Source organism: Kineococcus vitellinus, from assembly GCF_009906315.1.
Lineage (GTDB): Bacteria > Actinomycetota > Actinomycetes > Actinomycetales > Kineococcaceae > Kineococcus > Kineococcus vitellinus.
The window spans coordinates 1-19,754 of the sequence record NZ_JAAALL010000019.1 but is presented as its reverse complement, the minus strand read 5'-3'; the positions used below and the strand labels follow the sequence as shown (position 1 = coordinate 19,754).

Annotated in this window: 16 protein-coding genes and 2 tRNA genes; 6 read left to right on the top strand and 12 right to left on the bottom strand. The window is 73.7% G+C overall.

What is annotated here, in order from left to right; translation table 11 throughout:
* Positions 1-16 precede the first annotated feature (16 nt).
* The 4 genes from GTQ99_RS03450 to GTQ99_RS03435 all read right to left on the bottom strand — a co-directional run bounded on the left by GTQ99_RS03450 (position 17) and on the right by GTQ99_RS03435 (position 5,130).
* A complete protein-coding gene (locus GTQ99_RS03450) occupies positions 17-817 on the bottom strand; it encodes an SDR family oxidoreductase (RefSeq protein WP_166614341.1) in 801 nt (266 codons plus the stop codon).
* Between the two features lie 23 nt (positions 818-840).
* A complete protein-coding gene (locus GTQ99_RS03445; RefSeq protein WP_166614340.1) occupies positions 841-2,010 on the bottom strand; it encodes an acyl-CoA dehydrogenase family protein in 1,170 nt (389 codons plus the stop codon).
* Entirely contained in the window at positions 2,007-3,563 is a 1,557-nt protein-coding gene (locus GTQ99_RS03440; RefSeq protein WP_338074691.1) for a long-chain-fatty-acid--CoA ligase, read from the bottom strand. Before GTQ99_RS03440 ends, GTQ99_RS03445 begins: the two co-directional genes overlap by 4 nt.
* Positions 3,564-3,684: 121 nt before the next feature.
* Positions 3,685-5,130, bottom strand: a complete 1,446-nt coding sequence (locus GTQ99_RS03435) for a diguanylate cyclase domain-containing protein (RefSeq protein WP_166614339.1) — start codon at positions 5,128-5,130, stop codon at positions 3,685-3,687.
* Between the two features lie 145 nt (positions 5,131-5,275).
* On the opposite strand from GTQ99_RS03435, the gene valS reads away from it, so the two are divergent.
* Positions 5,276-7,912, top strand: a complete 2,637-nt coding sequence (gene valS / locus GTQ99_RS03430) for a valine--tRNA ligase (protein WP_166614338.1) — start codon at positions 5,276-5,278, stop codon at positions 7,910-7,912.
* 84 nt (positions 7,913-7,996) lie between these two features.
* Here the strand turns inward: valS and GTQ99_RS03425 are convergent, their stop codons facing one another.
* Positions 7,997-9,079, bottom strand: coding sequence for an inositol-3-phosphate synthase (locus GTQ99_RS03425; protein ID WP_166614337.1), 1,083 nt, complete (start codon positions 9,077-9,079; stop codon positions 7,997-7,999).
* On the bottom strand, positions 9,079-9,669 hold the full coding sequence (locus GTQ99_RS03420; RefSeq protein WP_166614336.1) for a helix-turn-helix transcriptional regulator: 591 nt from the start codon (positions 9,667-9,669) through the stop codon (positions 9,079-9,081). The genes GTQ99_RS03425 and GTQ99_RS03420 overlap by 1 nt, the downstream gene beginning before the upstream one ends.
* Before the next feature lie 166 nt (positions 9,670-9,835).
* Here GTQ99_RS03420 and GTQ99_RS03415 point away from each other — a divergent pair, with 166 nt between their 5' ends.
* The 4 genes from GTQ99_RS03415 (at position 9,836) to GTQ99_RS03400 (ending at position 14,299) form a co-directional block, all read left to right on the top strand.
* Complete coding sequence (locus GTQ99_RS03415; RefSeq protein WP_166614335.1) at positions 9,836-10,264, top strand: MarR family winged helix-turn-helix transcriptional regulator; 429 nt, start codon at positions 9,836-9,838, stop codon at positions 10,262-10,264.
* Positions 10,265-10,359: 95 nt separating this feature from the next.
* A complete protein-coding gene (locus GTQ99_RS03410; protein ID WP_166614334.1) occupies positions 10,360-10,851 on the top strand; it encodes a MarR family transcriptional regulator in 492 nt (163 codons plus the stop codon).
* Entirely contained in the window at positions 10,848-13,433 is a 2,586-nt protein-coding gene (locus GTQ99_RS03405) for an MFS transporter (protein WP_205706710.1), read from the top strand. The genes GTQ99_RS03410 and GTQ99_RS03405 overlap by 4 nt, the downstream gene beginning before the upstream one ends.
* 20 nt (positions 13,434-13,453) lie before the next feature.
* Positions 13,454-14,299, top strand: coding sequence for a YceI family protein (locus GTQ99_RS03400; RefSeq protein WP_166614347.1), 846 nt, complete (start codon positions 13,454-13,456; stop codon positions 14,297-14,299).
* 88 nt (positions 14,300-14,387) lie between these two features.
* Here the strand turns inward: GTQ99_RS03400 and clpX are convergent, their stop codons facing one another.
* The 5 genes from clpX to GTQ99_RS03375 form a co-directional block, all read right to left on the bottom strand.
* Complete coding sequence (gene clpX / locus GTQ99_RS03395) at positions 14,388-15,677, bottom strand: ATP-dependent Clp protease ATP-binding subunit ClpX (RefSeq protein ID WP_166614333.1); 1,290 nt, start codon at positions 15,675-15,677, stop codon at positions 14,388-14,390.
* 204 nt (positions 15,678-15,881) lie between these two features.
* A complete protein-coding gene (locus GTQ99_RS03390) occupies positions 15,882-16,559 on the bottom strand; it encodes an ATP-dependent Clp protease proteolytic subunit (RefSeq protein WP_166614332.1) in 678 nt (225 codons plus the stop codon).
* Positions 16,560-16,587: 28 nt separating this feature from the next.
* A complete protein-coding gene (locus GTQ99_RS03385; protein WP_166614346.1) occupies positions 16,588-17,163 on the bottom strand; it encodes a ClpP family protease in 576 nt (191 codons plus the stop codon).
* Positions 17,164-17,405: 242 nt separating this feature from the next.
* Positions 17,406-18,893 (bottom strand): trigger factor, encoded by a 1,488-nt coding sequence (tig, locus tag GTQ99_RS03380; RefSeq protein ID WP_166614331.1) that lies wholly within the window; start codon positions 18,891-18,893, stop codon positions 17,406-17,408.
* A gap of 161 nt (positions 18,894-19,054) precedes the next feature.
* A tRNA-Pro gene (locus tag GTQ99_RS03375) sits at positions 19,055-19,128 on the bottom strand.
* A gap of 107 nt (positions 19,129-19,235) precedes the next feature.
* On the opposite strand from GTQ99_RS03375, the gene GTQ99_RS03370 reads away from it, so the two are divergent.
* Positions 19,236-19,306: transfer RNA gene (locus tag GTQ99_RS03370), tRNA-Gly, on the top strand.
* Here the strand turns inward: GTQ99_RS03370 and GTQ99_RS03365 are convergent.
* A partial coding sequence (locus GTQ99_RS03365) for an EVE domain-containing protein (RefSeq protein WP_166614330.1) occupies positions 19,278-19,754 on the bottom strand: 477 nt, incomplete at its 5' end. The two genes, GTQ99_RS03370 and GTQ99_RS03365, sit on opposite strands and share 29 nt — an antisense overlap.

The window sequence follows — 19,754 nt, the reverse complement described above, 5'->3', positions numbered from 1 at the left end:
CGGGAGGGACGGCGGGTCAGTGGATGAGCTTGCCGCCGTCGACCTGGTGGTCGGCGCCGTTGACGAAACCGGCGTCCTCGGAGACCAGGAACGCCACCAGCGCCGCGACGTCCTCGGGGCTGCCCACCCGGCCGACGGGGATGCCCGCCGCCATCGCCGCCTTGCGCTCCTCGGTGAGCCGGCCGCCCATGATGTCGGTGTCGACCGGGCCGGGCAGCACCGCGTTCACCGTGATCCCCAGCGGCCCGAGCTCGCGCGCGGCCCCCCGGGTCAGCCCCAGCACGGCCGCCTTCGCGGCGGCGTAGGCGGTCTTGGAGAACGTCCCCCCGCCGTCGAGGGCGGTGATCGAGGACGTGTTGACGACGCGCCCCACCCCCAGCGCGGCCATCCGCCGGGCGGCGGCCTGCAGCATGAGCAGCGAGCCGGTGGCGTTGACCGCGAAGCAGCGGTCCCACTCCTCCAGCGTGATCTCCAGCAGCGGCGTCGGGGAGGCGATCCCCGCCAGGTTCACCAGCGCCACCACGGGCGGCAGCTCGGCGTCCACGCGCTCGAACGCGGCGGCGACCGCCGCGGGCGAGGTGACGTCGGCCGCGACGCCGAGCACGCCCGTACCGCCGGCGCGCCCGCCGGCCGGCTCGCCGGCCAGCTGCGCGGACAGCTCGTCGGCGGCCTGCGCGACGCCGTCGGCGCTGACGTCGACCAGCGCGAGGTCCCAGCCCTCGCGCGCCAGCCGGCGGGCGACGACGCGGCCGATGCCGCGCGGCGCACCGGCGCCGGTGACCACGGCGGTGCGCCGCTCGGGGAAGGCTGCTGCCACGGTTCCTCCTGCTGCTCGGGGTCTCAGGTGAACGAGGAGATGCCGGTGAGGTGGCGACCGACGATGAGGGTCTGGATCGACTCCGTCCCCTCGTAGGTGTGCAGCGCCTCCACGTCGGCCATGTGCCGGGCGACCCGGTGCTCCAGCAGGATCCCGTTGCCGCCCAGCAGGTCGCGGGCCATCGCCGTCACGGTGCGGGCCTTGCGGGTGGCGTTCACCTTCGCCAGCGAGGCCTGGGTGTCGGTGAGGCGGCCCGCGTCGGCCAGCCGGCCGACCCGCACGCAGAACAGCTGCATCGCGGTGACCTCCGCGAGCATCTGCACGAGCTTGTCCTGCACGAGCTGGAAGGAGGCCAGCGGCTGGCCGAACTGCCTGCGCTCCAGCGCGTAGGCCAGGGCCGTCTCGTAGGCGGCGGTGGCGTGGCCCAGCGCTCCCCAGGCGATGCCGGCGCGGGTGGCCGAGAGCACGCGGCCGGTGTCGCGGAAGCTGTTCGCCCCCGGCAGCCGGTTCGCCGCGGGGACCCGCACGCCGCTGAGGGTGATGTCGGCGTTGTGGATCGCGCGCAGCGAGGCCTTGCCCTCGATGACGCGGGCCTCGAAGCCGGGGGTGCCGCGCTCGACGAGGAAGCCCTGCACCTGCCCGTCCTCGCCGCGCGCCCACACCACGCACACGTCGCAGACGGTGCCGAAGCCGATCCAGCGCTTGGCGCCGTCGAGGACGTAGGAGTCGCCGTCGCGGCGGGCCGTCGTCGCCAGCGCGACGGCGTCGGAGCCGTGCTCGGGCTCGGTGAGGGCGAAGGCGCCGAGCGCCTCCAGGCGCGCCATCGGCGGCAGCCAGCGCTCCTTCTGCTCCGGCGAGCCCAAGAAGGCGATGGTGCGCATCGCCAGCCCGGCCTGGACGCCGAGCATCGTCGCGAAGCTGCCGTCGCCGCGGGAGAGCTCCATCGTCACCAGGCCGGCCGCCGTGTGGCTCAGCCGCGGGACGCCCGGTCCCTCCAGCGCGTCGCCGACCAGGTCCAGGGCCGCGTAGGACTTCAGCAGGTCCAGGGGCATCTCGGCGCGCTCCCAGAACCCGGCGGCGACGGGCAGCACCTCCGCGTCCACGAAGGCGCGCACCTTCGCCCACACGGCGCGCTCGTCGTCGGTGAGGTCGGCGGCGAGGTCGAAGTAGTCCACTCCGGTGGGGCTGGTCATGCGGTCTCCTGCGCTTCCTGGGCCTGCTGCCCGGACGGGGTGGACGAGGGGTCGGCCGGCGGGGCGATCGAGCGCTTGAGGATCTTCCCGGTCGGGCCCTTGGGCAGCTCCGAGCACAACCACACCCGGCGCGGGTACTTGTAGGCGGCCAGCGCCCGCCGGACGTGGGCCTGCAGCTCCTCGGCGGTGGCGCGCGCACCGGGCTTGAGGACGACGGCGGCGCCGACCTCCTCGCCGACGAGGGGGTCGGGGAAGCCGACGACGGCGGCCTCGGCGACCGCGGGGTGCTCGTAGAGCACCTCCTCCACCTCGCGGGGGTACACGTTGTAGCCTCCGCGGTCGATCATGTCCTTGGCCCGGTCGACGATCCGGTAGTAGCCGTCGCCGTCGCGCACGGCGAGGTCGCCGGTGCGGAACCAGCCGTCGACGAAGGCGGCCGCCGTGGCCGCCTCGTCGCGCCAGTACCCCTTCATGACGTTCTCGCCGCGCACGACGACCTCGCCGACCTCCCCCTCGGGCACCGGTGAGCCGTCGGCGGAGCGCAGGTCCATCTCGCAGCCGCGCACCGGGGTGCCGATGGTGCCGGCCTTGCGGGGGGCGTCGGGGTGGTTGAAGGAGGCGACCGGGGAGGTCTCGCTGAGCCCGTAGCCCTCCAGGACCGGCACGCCGAAGCGCCGCTCGAAGCCGTGCAGCACCTCCACCGGCAGCGAGGCGCCGCCCGAGCACGCCGAGCGCCAGGAGGAGACGTCGAAGCGCTCGGCGTCGGGCTCGTTGAGCATCGCCACGTACATCGTCGGCACGCCGGCGAAGTGGGTGACCCGGTCGCGCTGGACGACCGCGAGCGCGGCGGCGGCGCTGAAGCGCGGCAGCAGCGTCAGCTGGCGGCCGGCGACGAGCGCGGTGTTCATGGCGCAGGTCTGGCCGAAGGCGTGGAAGAGCGGCAGCGCGCCGAGGATGGTGTCGCCCTCGCCGAGGCGGAGGAGGGTCTGCTGGCTGGTCAGCGCGTTGCTGAGCAGGTTGCGGTGGCTCAGCTCGGCGCCCTTGGGCGAGCCGGTGGTGCCGGAGGTGTAGAGCAGGACGGCGGTGTCGTCGGGGGCGGGCTCGTGCACGTGCGGGTCGGGGTCCACCCCGGCCAGCAGGGCGGCGGTGGCCTCGGGCTCGACGACGAGCACGCGGGTGGGGGTGCCGACGGCCCCGGCGTGCGCGGCGTCGGCGACGGCGTGCCAGACGAGGGCGAGCACGGCGCCGGAGTCGGCGAAGTGGTGGGCCACCTCGCGCCCGCGCAGCAGCGGGTTCATGGGGACGACGACGCCGCCGGCGCGCAGGACGCCGTGGTAGAGCACGGGGAAGAGCGGCACGTTCGGCGCCACGAGGGCGACGCGGTCACCGGGGCGCACCCCCTCGCCGCGCAGGAGGGCGGCGACGCGCGCGGTGGCGTCGTCCAGCGCCCGCCAGGAGAGCACGTGCTCGTCCAGGCGGACGGCGGCCTCCTCGGGCCGCTCGGCGGCGTGCCGGCGGAGGAAGCCGGGCAGCGAGGTGGGCTGGTGGGACACGGGCGCTCCTGCAGACGTCGTCGGCTGCGAGACCGCGGGCGGTGCGGTCGGGGTCGGACGTCCCGAGCCTGCCACACGCGGCGGGTGCGGGCGCAGCGGACCACCCGCTCGGGCGGCGGGCTCAGGCGGCGTGCTCGGGCGCACCGGCGGTGCAGGTGCGATCGCGCCCGGCGGCCTTGGCGGCGTAGAGGGCCTCGTCGGCGCGCGCCACCAGGCGCCCGCTCTCCTCGCGCCCGTCCCAGCGGGCCACGCCCGCCGAGAACGTCTGCCCCTCGGGCACGACCCGGCGCAGCCCGGCCAGCAGCTCCTCGACGCGCCCGGTGCCCAGCCCGACGGACACGGCGAGGAACTCCTCCCCGCCCCAGCGGGCCAGCTGCACCCCGCTCCCCTCCAGCGCCGCGACCCACGCCGTGGCGGCGCCGACGAGCAGCCGGTCCCCGGCGGGGTGGCCGCGGCTGTCGTTGAAGGCCTTGAAGCGGTCGAGGTCGATGAGCGCGACGACGAGCGGGGTGCCCTCGCGCTGCGCCTGCTCGCGCAGGCGCTCCAGGGCGGAGTCGGCGCTGCGGCGGTTGAGCAGGCCCGTGAGCGGGTCGGTGCGCGCGAGGTCGCCGAGCAGGGCGGTCTGCTCGCGCAGGCGGCGCAGCAGCGCGGACATGCGGGCCACCACGAGCAGGAAGAGCACGGAGGAGCTGATGACCACCGCCCAGCCCTGCGGCTGCTGGCCCAGCGCCAGCTGCAGACCCAGGGTGCCGGGGGCGAGCAGGCTGGCGGCCGTCAGCACCACCAGGCGCAGAGTGGTGAACTCGTGGCGGCTGGTGGGCGAGGGGTCGGAGAGCCGGCGCATCGAGGGGTGCAGCGCGGCCGCGCCCCACAGCACGTACGAGAGCGCGAAGACCGCGTCGATCCAGGTGGCGTCGAAGTCCTGGTAGGCGTCGGCGTACTGCCACAGCGCGTCGGCCAGCAGCATCGAGGTGGCCGCGCCGCACAGCAGCCAGAACGCGCGCGAGCCGTGCCCGGCGGCGGCGGAGACCCGCACGAGCATGGCGAGGACGACGACGTCGCCGACCGGGTACGCGAGCGCGACCAGCCCGGCGAGCAGGTCCTCGGGCAGCTCCGCCAGCGCCGGGCGCACGAGGAAGGTCCACGAGAGCATGCCGAAGCCGACGGCCAGGATCGAGGCGTCGATGACCCCCTCCCGGTCGGAGCCGGGGCGCGCCTGGCGGGCCATGCGCAGCATCGCGGCGGCGATGAGCGGGTAGGCGAGGACGTAGAAGACGTCGGGGACGCTGGGGAAGGCCTCCCAGCCGAGCCAGTCGTAGCAGACCGCGTAGCCGACGTCGCCCAGCGCCCAGGCCAGCAGCCCCGCCGCCAGCAGCCACCAGGCCGAGGCGCGCTGCGGGCGGTGCAGGCGGGCGCCCGCGGCGGTGGCGGCGGCCGCGGCCAGGCTGATGGAGGAGAAGACGGCGTCGTGCAGCAGGCCGGCGGGCGTGAGCAGGCAGACGGCCGCGACGACCGCACCGCAGGCGGTGAAGAGCTGCCAGGGCGGCAGCCGGCGCAGGGAGTCCACACCCGTGCATCGGGCGCCGCGGCCGCGACCTTCAGCGCGCGGGCCGCACCCGCGGGCGTGAGGAGCGGCACAGGCGCGGGCGCGGGTGTGAGCACCGGCGCGGGCACGGGCACGGGCGCGGCGGCGCGGCTGGGATGATGGCGCCATGTCCGACGCCACTCCCCCCGCACCGCCCCGCTCGACCGTCGCCGCCGGCGTCGAGGTACCCGACCGCCCGACCGTGGACGGCCTGGAGGAGCGCTGGGCCCCCGCGTGGCAGGACGCCGGCACGTACGCCTTCGACCGCAGCGCGCAGCGCGCCGACGTCTACTCCATCGACACCCCGCCGCCGACGGTGTCGGGCTCCCTGCACGTCGGCCACGTCTTCAGCTACACCCACACCGACGTCGTGGCCCGCTTCCAGCGCATGCGCGGCAAGTCGGTCTTCTACCCGATGGGCTGGGACGACAACGGCCTGCCGACGGAGCGCCGGGTGCAGAACTACTACGGGGTGCGCTGCGACCCCTCGCTGCCCTACGACCCGTCGTTCACTCCGCCGGAGAAGGCCCCCAAGAACGACCGGGACTTCGTGCAGGTCTCGCGGCGCACCTTCGTGGAGCTGTGCGACCGGCTGACCGCCGAGGACGAGCAGGTCTTCGAGTCGCTGTGGCGCCGCCTGGGCCTGTCGGTGGACTGGTCGCACACGTACTCGACGATCTCGGAGTCCTCGCGCGCCACCGCGCAGCGGGCCTTCCTGCGCAACCTCGCCCGCGGGGAGGCCTACTCCCAGCAGGCGCCGACGCTGTGGGACACGACGTTCCGCACGGCCGTCGCGCAGGCCGAGCTGGAGGACCGCGAGACCGAGGGCGCCTACCACCGGATCGGCTTCACGCCCACCGCCGGCGGGGAGCCGGTGTTCATCGAGACGACCCGCCCGGTGCTGCTGCCGGCCTGCGTGGCCCTGGTGGCCCACCCCGACGACGAGCGCTACCGGCCGCTGTTCGGGCAGACGGTCCGCACCCCGCTGTTCGGCGTCGAGGTGCCCGTCGTGGCGCACCCGCTGGCCGACCCCGAGAAGGGGTCCGGCATCGCGATGATCTGCACCTTCGGCGACACCACCGACGTCACCTGGTGGCGCGAGCTGCAGCTGCCCAACCGCACCGTCATCGGCCGCGACGGCCGGCTGCTGCGCGAGACCCCCCAGTGGCTGGCCGACGGCCCGGGCGCGGAGCTCTACGCCTCCATCGCCGGCGCCACCGTCTTCAGCGCGCAGAAGGCGGTCGTCGAGGCCCTGCAGGCCTCCGGCGACATGGTCGGGGAGCCGAAGCGGATCACGCACCCGGTGAAGTTCTACGAGAAGGGCGACCGCCCCCTCGAGATCGTCTCGACCCGGCAGTGGTACCTGCGCAACGGCGGGCGCGACGTCGAGCTGCGCTCGGCGCTGCTGGAGCGCGGTGCCGAGCTGGCCTGGCACCCCGAGCACATGAAGCACCGCTACGACCACTGGGTCTCCGGCCTCAACGGCGACTGGCTGATCTCCCGCCAGCGCTTCTTCGGGGTGCCCTTCCCGGTCTGGTACCGCCTCGACGCCGACGGGGAGCCCGTCCACGACGACCCGATCGTCCCGGACGAGGCGTCGCTGCCGGTCGACCCGGCCGCCGAGCCCGCTCCCGGCTTCAGCGAGGACCAGCGCGGGGTGCCGGGCGGCTTCGCGGCCGACCCGGACGTCATGGACACCTGGGCGACGTCGTCGCTGACCCCGCTGCTCGTCAGCGGCTGGGAGCGCGACCCGGACCTCTTCTCGCGGGTGTACCCGATGGACCTGCGCCCGCAGGGGCAGGACATCATCCGCACCTGGCTGTTCTCCACGGTGGTGCGCGCGCACCTGGAGTTCGGCGGGCTGCCGTGGTCGCGCACGGCGCTGTCGGGCTGGATCCTCGACCCCGACCGCAAGAAGATGTCGAAGTCCAAGGGCAACGTCGTCACGCCGCTGGCGCTGCTGGAGGAGCACGGCTCCGACGCGGTCCGCTACTGGGCGGCCTCCTCGCGCCTGGGCACCGACGCGACGTTCGACACCGGGCAGATGAAGATCGGCCGCCGGCTGGCGATGAAGCTGCTCAACGCCTCCAAGTTCGTCCTGGGCCTGGGGGTCGAGCGCGGGGACGCGGCCGACCCGGCGGCGGTCACCGAGGCCGTCGACGCCAGCGTGCTGGCCGACCTGGCGGACGTCGTGCGGCAGGCGACCGAGGCGTTCGAGCGCTACGACCACGCCACGGCGCTCGACGTGACCGAGCGGTTCTTCTGGACCTTCTGCGACGACTGGGTCGAGCTGGTCAAGGACCGCGCCTACGGCGTGCGGGGCGAGGGCCCGGCGGCCTCGGCGCGGGCGACGGCGGCGATCGCGCTGCGCACGCTGCTGCGGCTGTTCGCGCCGTTCCTGCCGTACGCGGCCGAGGAGGTCTGGTCCTGGTGGCAGGACGGCTCCGTGCACCGCGCGTCCTGGCCCGCGGTCGAGGACCTCGGCCCCGTGGACGAGGGCGCCCGCGGCGTCCTGGCCGCGGCCGGTCAGGTGCTGACGGTGCTGCGCAAGGTCAAGAGCGAGGCGAAGGTCTCGCAGAAGACGCCGCTGTCGGCGGCGACGGTCTCCGGCCCGGCGGCCGTGGTCGCCGCCGCGGCCCGCGCCGAGGCGGACCTGCTGGCGACCTCCCGCGCGGCGTCGATCACCTGGCGCGAGGTGGCGGTGGCCGGCGGCGAGCAGGCGCCGGCCCTGTCGGCGCAGGCGGAGATCGCCCCCGCCGGGTGAGGTGCGTGCGGTGACCGCACGCGCGCAGGCCCCCACCGGGATCCGGTGGGGGCCTGCGTCGTCCTCGGCCGCGCGGGGCGGGGTTCAGCGGTCGACGGTCCCGGCGATGAACGCCTCGACGCCGGCGCGGCCGGCCTCGTCGTCGCGCTGCTGCGGCGGGGACTTCATGAAGTACGCCGACGGGGACAGCAGCGGGCCGCCGATGCCGCGGTCCAGGCCGATCTTGGCGGCGCGGACGGCGTCGATGATGACGCCGGCGGAGTTCGGGGAGTCCCAGACCTCCAGCTTGTACTCGAGGTTGAGCGGGACGTCGCCGAAGGCCTTGCCCTCCAGGCGCACGTAGGCCCACTTGCGGTCGTCGAGCCACTGCACGTAGTCGCTGGGGCCGATGTGGACGTTGCGGGTGCCGAAGTCGGCGTGGACGTTGCTCGTGACGGCCTGCGTCTTGGAGATCTTCTTGGACTCCAGGCGGTCGCGCTCGAGCATGTTCTTGAAGTCCATGTTGCCGCCGACGTTGAGCTGGTAGGTGCGCTCCAGCTTGATGCCGCGGTCCTCCAGCAGCTTGGCGAGCACCCGGTGGGTGATCGTCGCGCCGACCTGGGACTTGATGTCGTCGCCGACGATGGGCACGCCCGCGTCGGTGAACTTCTGCGCCCACTCGGGGGTGCCGGCGATGAAGACGGGCAGCGCGTTGACGAAGGCGACCTTGGCGTCGATGGCGCACTGGGCGTAGAACATCGCCGCGTCCTCGGACCCGACGGGCAGGTAGCAGACGAGGACGTCGGCCCGCGCCTCGCGCAGGGCGGCGACGACGTCGACGGGCTCGGCGGCGGACTCGGTGATGGTCTCGCGGTAGTACTTGCCGAGGCCGTCGAGGGTGTGCCCGCGCTGGACGGGGACGCCGGTCGCGGGGACGTCGCAGATCTTGATCGTGTTGTTCTCGCTGGCGCCGATGGCGTCGGCGAGGTCGGTGCCCACCTTCTTGTCGTCGACGTCGAAGGCGGCGACGAACTCGATGTCGCGCACGTGGTAGTCGCCGAACTGGACGTGCATGAGGCCGGGGACGGTCTGGGCCGGGTCGGCGTCGCGGTAGTAGTGCACGCCCTGGACGAGGGAGGCGGCGCAGTTGCCGACCCCCACGATCGCGACGCGGATGGGACCTGCCATCAGTGCTTCTCCTCTGGGTGGGGGGCATGCGGGCGCGCGGTGCCCGGGTGGGCCTCGGCGCTGATGAGCCGCTCGAGCCAGTCGACCTCGCTGCGGACCGTCTCCAGCCCGTGCCGCTGGGCTTCCAGGGCGTAGGCGTCGAGCTGGGCCTGGGTGCGCTCGATGGACCGCGACAGCTGCTCGAGGCGCTCGAGCAGGCGGGCGCGGCGGCCCTCCAGGACGCGCAGCCGGGTGCGGGGGGCGACGCGGGTGAAGAGCGCGAAGTGGACGCCGAAGGCGTCGTCCTCCCACGCCTCCGGACCGGAGTCCTCGAGCATCTCGGCCAGGCGGTCCTTGCCGTGCGCGGTGATCTCGTAGACCACCCGCGCCCGGCGGGGGCTGACGGTGCCGGGCAGGCGCTGCCCGGTCGTCTCGGTGATGCAGCCGCCGGCCTGCAGGGCGCGCAGCGCGGGGTACAGGGAGCCGTAGGACAGCGCGCGGAACACCCCCAGGCGCTGGTCGAGGCGCTTGCGCACCTCGTAGCCGTGCAGCGGACCGTCGGCCAGCAGGGCGAGGACGGCGAGCAGCAGGACGTCGCCGCGTCTGCGCACCCCTCACCCCCTTCTGCTGCGATGCATCGACTCGATGCATCGCGGCGGACACTACGGGCCGGAGCGGGCGCGATCAACACGACACGACGGGACCGGCGGGCGCGAGGGGCGGGCGGCGCGGGCGCCCGGCGTCCCGCGCGAGGCCCCGGCCGGGTAGGTTGCGCCCATGGTCACGGGCCCCGCCGAAGCGCTGGAACACGAGCTCGCCGTGCTCCTGCGCCGCTCCCGGACCATCAACCGCGAGACGGCCCGCAGCGTGCACCCCGACCTGGAGCCGGAGGCCTACAGCCTGCTGGTGCGCCTGGACATCGTCGGCGACAGCCGCCCCTCGGACCTGGCCGCGTACTTCGGCATCGGCAAGCCGACGCTCAGCCGCCAGGTCCAGCTGCTGGAGCGCCTGGGCCTCGTCTCGCGCGAGGCGGACCCCACCGACGGGCGCGCGGTGCGCCTGAAGCTGTCGCCGGAGGGCCTGGAGAAGGTCCACGCCGCCCGGGCCGCGCGGCGCCAGCGCCTGCACGACCGGCTGACGGACTGGCCGGCCGAGGACATGACGCAGCTGGCCACCCTGCTCGGCAGGCTCAACGCCCTGCTCTGAGGCCGCCCGCGGGTTCCCTCACGGCTCGGACTTGCATGGTGCAACCATCGGGGCATATCGTTGCTTGCGCACACCAACCGAACGTGGAGGTCGCCGTGGCCACGCACCACGCCTGCGCAGCTCTCGTCGACGTCTTCCCCGACCTGCTGCGCACCAGGCGCGTGCTCGTCGGCACGCTCAACGTGCCGACCCTGCTCACCCTCGCCACCGTGCACCAGCACGGGGCGGTGCGGCTGACCGAGGTCGCCGAGCACCTGGCCCTCGACCTGTCCACCGTCAGCCGGCAGGTCGCGCACCTGCGCCGGGAGGGCCTGCTCGACTCCTCCCCCGACCCCGCCGACGGCCGCTCCCAGCGCCTGAGCGTCACCGCCGAGGGCGTGCAGCAGCTGCGCGCCCACCGGCGCGGCGCGGTCGACCGCCTCGTCGAGCGCCTCGCGGCCTGGCCGGACGAGGACGTGGGCGACCTGACCCGCCTGCTCACCCGGCTGGCCCGCACCACGGACCCGGCGAGCACCCCGGCGGCCCCGCCGGCACCAGACACCCCACACCACCACGTGCAGGAGAAGCAGTTGCAGGGGAACGCATGAGCACCACCGCACCCGTCCACCACCAGAGCCCGCAGGGCGGCGCGCCGAAGATGTCCCACAAGGAGATCCTCGAGGCGCTCTCCGGCCTGCTGCTCGGCATGTTCGTGGCGATCCTGTCCTCCACGGTCGTCTCCAACGCGCTGCCGAGGATCGTCAACGACCTGGACGGCACCGAGTCCGGCTACACGTGGGTCGTCACCGCGGCGCTGCTCGCCACGACGATCTCCACGCCCATCTGGGGCAAGCTGTCCGACCTGTTCAGCAAGAAGCTGCTCGTCCAGATCGCCCTCGCGCTGTTCGTCGTCGCCTCCGCGATCGCCGGCCTGAGCACGAGCATGGGCATGCTCATCACGCTGCGCGTCTTCCAGGGCATCGGCGGCGGCGGCCTGCTGGCGCTGGCGCAGGTCATCCTCGCCACGATGGTCAGCCCCCGCGAGCGCGGCCGCTACTCCGGCTACCTCGGCGCCACCTTCGCGCTGGCCACCGTCGGCGGCCCGCTCATCGGCGGCGTCCTCACCGAGCACCTGTCCTGGCACTGGACCTTCTACGTGGGCGTGCCGTTCGCCGTCATCGCCTTCTTCGTCCTGCAGTTCAAGCTCAAGCTGCCCCCGCAGCCCAGGCGCGAGGTGTCCATCGACTACCTCGGCGCCCTGCTGCTCGCCGCCGGCATCTCCGCGCTGCTCATCTGGGTCTCGCTGGCCGGCCAGGAGTTCGCGTGGGGCTCGTGGTGGACCGTCGGCCTCGTCGCCGCCGGCGTCGTGCTGCTCGCCCTCGCGGTGCTCGCCGAGAGCCGCGCGAAGGAGCCGATCATCCCGCTGCGCTTCTTCCGCAACCCCACGATCACGCTGTCCGCGCTCGCCAGCCTCTTCGTCGGCGTGGCGATGTTCGGCGCCACGATCTTCCTCAGCCAGTACTTCCAGCTCGGCCGCGGGGAGTCCCCGACGATGGCCGGCGTCATGACCATCCCGATGATCGTCGGGCTCTTCCTGTCCTCCACCGTCGCCGGGCAGGTCATCACCCGCACCGGCAGGTGGAAGGTCTGGCTGCTGGTCGGCGGCGCCCTGCTCACCGCGGGCCTGGCCCTCATGGGCACCATCGAGTACGACACGGACTACTGGGTCGTGGCCCCGTACATGGCCCTGGTTGGCCTCGGCGTCGGCATGATGATGCAGAACCTCGTGCTGGCCGTGCAGAACGTCTCCGCACCGCAGGACCTCGGCGCCTCCAGCTCCTTCGTCGCCTTCTCCCGCAGCCTCGGCGGCGCCATCGGCGTCTCGGCCCTGGGCGCCGTCCTCGGCCACCGGGTCACCACCCACCTCGGCGAGAACATCGCCGGCGCCGGCCTCGACCCGGCCGCCGTGACCGGTGCGCTCGGCGGCGAGAGCACCGGGGTGCCGAACCTGGCGGAGATCCCCGAGCCGATCCGCGCGCTCGTGCAGGCCGCCTACGGCTCCTCGATCGCCGAAGTCTTCCTCATCGCGGCACCGTTCGCCCTCGTGGCGTGGATCACCACCTTCTTCTTCAAGGAGCGCGCCTTGCGCTCGGACGACGCCCCGGTCGAGGATGCGGACGGCCCCGCCGCCGCCCCCGCGGTCGACGGCAAGGTCGACGGCGCGGTGAACGGCGCGGTGAACGGCGCGGTGAACGGCGCGGTGAACGGCGCGGTGAACGGCGCGGCCCAGCGGTGGAGCGTCCCCCGGGCGGAGCGGGAGGAGGACGCGGTGGCCGAGCAGGCGCAGCACGCCGTGCGCACCGACTCCGGCCTGTCCCTGTCCGGCACGGTGCGCCACCACGACCGCCGGCCGCTCGCCGGTGCCGTCGTGACGCTGGCCGACCAGTCCGGTCAGCAGGTCGCCCGCACCACCAGCCGCGAGGACGGCGGCTACTCGCTGGCCCTGCCCACCGGTGGCACCTACCTGCTCATCGTCGCCGCGGCCCACGTGGCCCCCTCGGCCACCCTCGTCGGCGTCGGCAGCACGCCCGTCACCCGCGACGTCGTCCTGTCCGGCCGCTCGGCCGTCACCGGCCGGGTGCTGGCCCACGACGCCGGCGGCGGCCGGCACGGCGTCCAGGGCGCGCTGGTGACCCTCACCGACGTCACGGGCGAGGTCGTCGGCTCCACCCGCACCGACGGCGGCGGCGGCTACGCCTTCGACCAGCTCGTGGGCGGCACCTACGTGCTCACCGCTCAGGACGCCTCGCACCGGCCGCTGGCGCGCAGCGTCGAGGTCCCCGACTCCGGTGCGCTCGCGGTCGACCTGCAGCTGACCGGCGGCGGCCGCCTCACGGGCGCCGTCGTCGCCGCCAGCGACGGCCGGCGGGTGCGCGAGGCCTCGGTCACCCTGGTCGACGCCGAGGGCCAGGTCGTCGGCTCGGTGCTCACCGGCCAGGACGGCACCTACTCCTTCGAGGACCTCGCCGGCGGTCACTACACGCTCACGGCCTCCGGGTTCGCGCCCGTGGCCACCGACGTCGACGTGGAGGAGGACACCGTGTCCGCCGCGCAGCTCGTGCTCGGCTCCAGCCTGGACCTGACGCGCCTCGAAGCCCCGGCCACCGCCCGCGGCACGGAGCAGCGGTGAGCCCGGAGCAGGAGGCGGACCTGCGGGCCGGCGCCGCGGGCGCCGGCCCGGCGGCCGCCGGGACCACGGGCGAGGGGCGGGTGCTGACCCGGGAGGGCTGGCCGGTGGCCGGCGCCTCGGTGACGCTGCTGGGCCCGGACGGCTCGCAGGTCGCCCGCGCCGTCACCGGCGGCGACGGCACCTTCGCGCTGCTCGGCCTGCCCGCCGGGGCGGCGACGATGCTGGTGGCCGCCCCGGCCCACGAGCCGCGCGCCAGCAGCGTCGTCGTCCCCGCCAGCACCGGCGGCGCCTGGCGCCTGGGCGAGGTCCGCCTGCGCCGCTCCGGCGGCAGCGACACGCCGCCCCCCGGGGTGTGGGTGATCGACGTCGCCCACTCCACGATCTCCGCCACCGCCCACCACCTGGGCCTGGCGGCCGTGCACGGGCGCTTCACGTCCTTCGAGGGGGTCATCACCGTGCCCGAGGACGTCACCCGCAGCACCGTCGAGGTGACCATCGAGGCCGCCAGCATCGACACCGGCAACGCCCAGCGCGACGAGCACCTGCGCGCGGCCGACTTCCTCGACACCGCCCGCCACCCCGCGCTGACCTTCTCCGCCGGCGGCGTGCAGCGCGGCGCCGACGGCTGGGTCCTCGTCGGGGACCTCACGCTGCTGGGCACCACCCGCCCGGTGACCCTGCAGCTGTCCTACGCCGGCAGCGGCCCGGACCCCTGGGGCGGCACCCGCGCGGCCTTCAGCGCCACCACCGAGCTGCACCGCGACGACTTCAAGATGAACTGGAACCAGGCCGTCGGCATCGGGGTCGCCGTCTTCGGCACCACCCTGAAGGTCGCCATCGACATCGAGGCCGTCCTGCAGCAGTGAGGACCGCACGCACGAGGGAGGGCCCCGCACCGACCGGTGCGGGGCCCTCCCTCGTGCGTGGTCCCCGCGGGGCGGGGGCCGGGTGGCGTCAGGCCGACTTCTCGCGGCGCTCGCGCGGCTTGCGCTGCGGCGCCTCGCGCGGCACGAGCGTCGGGTTGACGTTCTTGAGCACCACCTCGCGGGTCACCACCACGCGGGCGATGTCGTCGCGGCTGGGCACGTCGAACATCACCGGGAGCAGGACCTCCTCGATGATGGCGCGCAGACCGCGCGCACCGGTCCCCCGCAGGATCGCCTGGTCGGCCACGGCCTCCAGCGCGTCGTCGGTGAACTCCAGCTCCACCCCGTCCAGCTCGAACATCCGCTGGTACTGCTTGGCCAGGGCGTTGCGGGGTTCGGTGAGGATGCGCACCAGGGCCTCGCGGTCGAGGTTCTCCACCGAGGTGATGACCGGCAGGCGCCCGATGAACTCGGGGATGAGCCCGAACTTCATGAGGTCCTCGGGCATGACGTCGGCGAACGCCGGCTCGGCCGCCGCGGCCGACGTCGGGCGCAGCTGGGCGCCGAAGCCGAGGCCCTGCTTGCCGGAGCGGGACTCGATGATGCGGTCCAGGCCCGCGAAGGCCCCGCCCACGATGAACAGCACGTTCGTCGTGTCGATCTGGATGAACTCCTGGTGGGGGTGCTTGCGCCCGCCCTGCGGCGGCACGCTGGCGGTGGTCCCCTCGAGGATCTTCAGCAGGGCCTGCTGCACGCCCTCGCCGGACACGTCGCGGGTGATCGACGGGTTCTCCGACTTGCGGGCGATCTTGTCGACCTCGTCGATGTAGATGATGCCCGTCTCAGCCTTCTTGACGTCGTAGTCGGCGGCCTGGATGAGCTTGAGCAGGATGTTCTCGACGTCCTCGCCGACGTAGCCGGCCTCGGTGAGCGCCGTGGCGTCGGCGATCGCGAAGGGGACGTTGAGCATCTTGGCCAGCGTCTGCGCGAGGTAGGTCTTGCCGCAGCCGGTGGGACCGATGAGCAGGATGTTCGACTTGGCGATCTCGACCGCGTCGTCGCGGTTCTTCGCCGTCGGCTCGCCGATCTGGATGCGCTTGTAGTGGTTGTAGACGGCCACCGCCAGCGACTTCTTGGCCGACGACTGGCCGATGACGTACTGGTCGAGGAAGTCGAAGATCTCCTTCGGCTTCGGCAGCTCCACCAGGCCCAGGTCGTTGGCCTCGGCGAGCTCCTCCTCGATGATCTCGTTGCAGAGGTCGATGCACTCGTCGCAGATGTAGACGCCAGGGCCCGCGATGAGCTTCTTGACCTGCTTCTGGCTCTTGCCGCAGAAGGAGCACTTCAGCAGGTCGCCACCGTCACCGATGCGTGCCACCGACGGATTCCTCTCCTCGTGCTGCTGGACCGCGACCCGGGGGCCGACGGGCGGACCGCCCGGTCGCGTCGCGTGCTGTCACGCTACCTGCCGGACACCTCGCGCCCGACCCATTACACGCCCCCGGGGGACACGGTGCCAGACCGGCCCCCCGGGCGCGTGCCACAAGCTCACGCACTGCTACAGATGAGTGACGCTAGGTGGTCAGCGCAGCTGGGGAGCCGCGGACGCCTTGCGGCTCGTGAGCACCTCGTCGATGAGGCCGTACTCGACGGCCTCCGCGGAGGTGAGGAACTTGTCGCGCTCGATGTCGTCGCGCACCTGCTCCACGCTGCGGTTGGAGTGGTGGGCGAGGGTCTCCTCGAGCCAGGTGCGCATGCGCAGGATCTCGTTGGCCTGGATCTCCAGGTCGGAGGCCTGCCCGTAGTCGCCGCCGGCCATCGCCGGCTGGTGGATGAGGATGCGCGAGTTGGGCAGGGCGAAGCGCTTGCCCGGCGTGCCGGCGCCCAGCAGCACGGCCGCGGCCGAGGCCGCCTGGCCCATGCAGTACGTCTGGATGTCCGGGCGGATGTACTGCATCGTGTCGTAGATCGCCGTCAGCGCCGTGAAGGAGCCGCCCGGCGAGTTGATGTACATGATGATGTCGCGCTCGGTGTCCTGGGACTCCAGGACGATCAGCTGGGCGATGATGTCGTCCGCCGAGGCGTCGTCCACCTGCACGCCGAGGAAGATGATGCGGTCCTCGAAGAGCTTGGTGTACGGGTCGGAGCGCTTCATCCCGTAGGACGTGCGCTCCTCGAACTGCGGCAGCACGTAGCGGGCGGACGGGCCGTACGCCGGGTCGAAGCGACCGGACTGCGGGTTCACGGGGCGGTCTCCCATCTGGTCGGGGTGCTGGAGGCGGAAGGGGTCACGCACCGGTGCCGCCCCCGCCCTCGACCTCGCTGGTGTGGCCCACGACGTGGTCGATGAGGCCGTACGCGCGCGCCTCCTCCGCGGTGAACCAGCGGTCGCGGTCGGAGTCGGCGGTGATCTTCTCGAAGGTCTGGCCGGAGTGCTGGGCGATCAGCTCGGCCATCTGCCGCTTGGTCATGATGATCTGCTCGGCGAGGATCTTGATGTCGCTCGCGGAGCCGCCGAGCCCGCCGAGGGGCTGGTGCATCATGATCTTGGCGTGCGGCAGGGCCGAGCGCTTGCCCGGGGCACCCGCGCAGAGCAGGAACTGACCCATCGAGGCCGCCAGCCCGGTGGCGATCGTCGCCACGTCCGGCTTGATGTACTGCATCGTGTCGTAGATCGACATGCCCGCGGAGACCGAGCCGCCGGGCGAGTTGATGTACATGAAGATGTCCGCGTCCGGGTCCTCGGCCGCGAGCAGCAGCAGCTGCGCGCAGATGGCGTTGGCCATCTCGTCCCGGACCTCGGAACCGAGCCAGATGATCCGCTGCTGCAGCAGCCGCTGGTAGACGTTGTCGTCCAGGCCCATGCCCGGCTGGTTGCCCCGGGCCTGCTGCGGCACCACCAGTCCCGGTGCGCTCAAGATCTCGCTCACGCTGTTCCCTGGCCCTCTCCTGGCGTCGACCACCCCCGGCCGGACGAGCCGGCGGGGGTCGGCGGAACCGTCCGCCGATCTCGATCGACCCTAACGCGCAGCCCCCGACGGCCATGTCGGGACCAGGCCCTTTTCGCTGTGGGCGCACCGCGGCGGGTGCGCCCACAGCGGCGGGTTCAGCTCTTGTCGCCCTCGGTGTCGGCCGCGGTGGCGCCCTCGGCGCCGGCCTCGGTGCCGCCACCGGCGGCGGCCTGGTCGGCGACCTGCTCGGCCGCGGCCTGCTCGTCGTCGCCGGTCGGGTCGACGGTCTGGCCGCTCTCGTCCTGCGCGGGGTCCACCGGGCCCTCGGCGACCACGTCGGAGGTCACCTCGGCGGTCTCGTCGCCGCCCTCGTCCTCGCCCACGAGCTCCTCGAGGTCGACGGCGTTGCCCGAGGCGTCGGTGACCGTCGCCTGCTCCATGGCCACGGCCAGCGCCTTGCGGCGGCGGACCTCGGAGACCATCGAGGGCACCTGGCCGGCGCCGTCCACCATCTGCACGAACTGGTTGGGCTCCATGCCGTACTGCTGGGCCTGGCCCACCAGGTACTCGATGAGCTCGCCCTGCTCGACGCCGATCTCCTCGCGCTCGGCGAGGGCGTCCAGCAGCAGCTGGCTGCGGATGGCCTGGCGGGTGCTGTCCTCGATCTCGGCGCGGTGCTCGGCGTCCTCGAGGCGGTTCTCGCGCTCCAGGTGGGCGTGGATCTCCGCCTCCACCAGCGACTCGGGCACCGGCACCTCGACGACCTCGAGCAGCTTCTCGAGGACCTTGTCGCGCGCCTGCAGGCCCTGCTCGAAGCGCTTGGCCTGCTCGACCTGCTTGAGCAGGTCGGCGCGCAGCTCCTCCAGCGTGTCGAACTCGCTGGCCAGCTGGGCGAAGTCGTCGTCGGCCTCGGGCAGCACGCGCTCCTTGACCGACTGCACGGTCACGGTGACCTGGGCCTGCTCGCCCTTGCGCTCCCCGCCGGCCAGCGGCGCGGCGAAGGTGGTCGTGCCCTCGGCCGAGAGCCCGGTGAGGGCCTCGTCCAGGCCCTCGATCATGTTGCCCTGGCCGATGCGGTAGCTGATGCCCTTGGCGGTCTCGATCTCCTCGCCGTCGATCTCGGCGAGGAGGTCGATGGAGACGAAGTCGCCGTCGGCGGCCGCGCGGTCGACGCCGGTGAGGGTGCCGAAGCGCTCGCGCAGCGCGTCCAGGCGGGTCTGCACCTCCTCCTCGGGCACCTCGAGGTCGTCGACGGTGACGGCCAGGGTGGAGAGGTCCGGCAGCTCCAGCGTCGGGCGGACGTCCACCTCGACGGAGAACTTCAGGTCGCCGCCGTCCTGGGGGCTCGGCGCCTGGGAGACGTCGACCGTCGGCTGGCCCAGCGGGCGCAGGTCGGAGGCCTCGACCGCCTGCTGGTAGAACTTCGGCAGGGCGTCGTTGACGGCCTCCTCGAGCACCGCCGCGCGGCCGAAGCGCTGGTCGATGACGCGCGGCGGCACCTTGCCCCGGCGGAAGCCCGGCACCTGCACCTGACCGGCGATCGTCTTGTAGGCCTTGTCGAGACTGGGCTTCAGCTCGTCGTAGCCGACCTCGACGGTCAGCTTCACCCGGGTCGGGTTGAGGGTCTCGACGTCGCTCTTCACAGCAGGGATCTCCTGGGGTCTCTCCGCCGGGGCGGAGGTCGTGGTCAGGCGTGCGGGGGTGCCGGGGCTGCCCCGGCGCACCGCGGAATGCTAGCCGTCCGCGGCGGGGCCTCCCCTGCCACGACCGGCACGCTGCTGCCAGCGACCGGTCGCGTGGTCCGTCGGGGTACCCGGATTCGAACCGGGGGCCTTCCGCTCCCAAAGCGGACGCGCTACCAAGCTGCGCCACACCCCGCGCACCGCCGCGCTGCCGGCGGTACTGCAGCAGGCTACCGCTCACGACCCGTTAGGCTGTGCCGCGAGGCGTCGGCCGGTCCAGCGGGCTGCCGGTGGGTGCTTCACGCGGGCGTAGCTCAATGGTAGAGCCCTAGTCTTCCAAACTAGCTACGCGGGTTCGATTCCCGTCGCCCGCTCCCCGGCCGGGCCGGCCCCCGCCCAGGGGGCCGGCCCGAGCTCGTCCTCCAGCACCTCCAGCAGCCGCCGCCACTGCGCCGGCGCCAGGTACGAGGGGTTGGAGCCGGCCGGCATCCGCAGCACCTCCGCACCCGCCAGCAGCGGGTCCGCGCGCAGCAGCGCCCGCGGCAGCGGCGCGGGCAGCGGGCGCCAGCGCACGTCGACCGCAGCGTCCGGGCCCGGCTCCCCCGCCAGCTCCCCCAGCGCGTGCACCCCCGCGGCCGGCCCGCTGCGCCACAGCAGGCACGGCTGCCCCGCGACCATCAGGTCCAGGCGGTAGGACGGGCGCACGCACCGGCGCACGAGCGCCCCCGCGGCGGGCAGCGGCACCGGCGCGGCGGCGCGGCTGACGCCGCAGGACGTGGGGTGCTGGGTGCTGAAGTCCGCCGCCCGTCCCGCCGCCCGTCC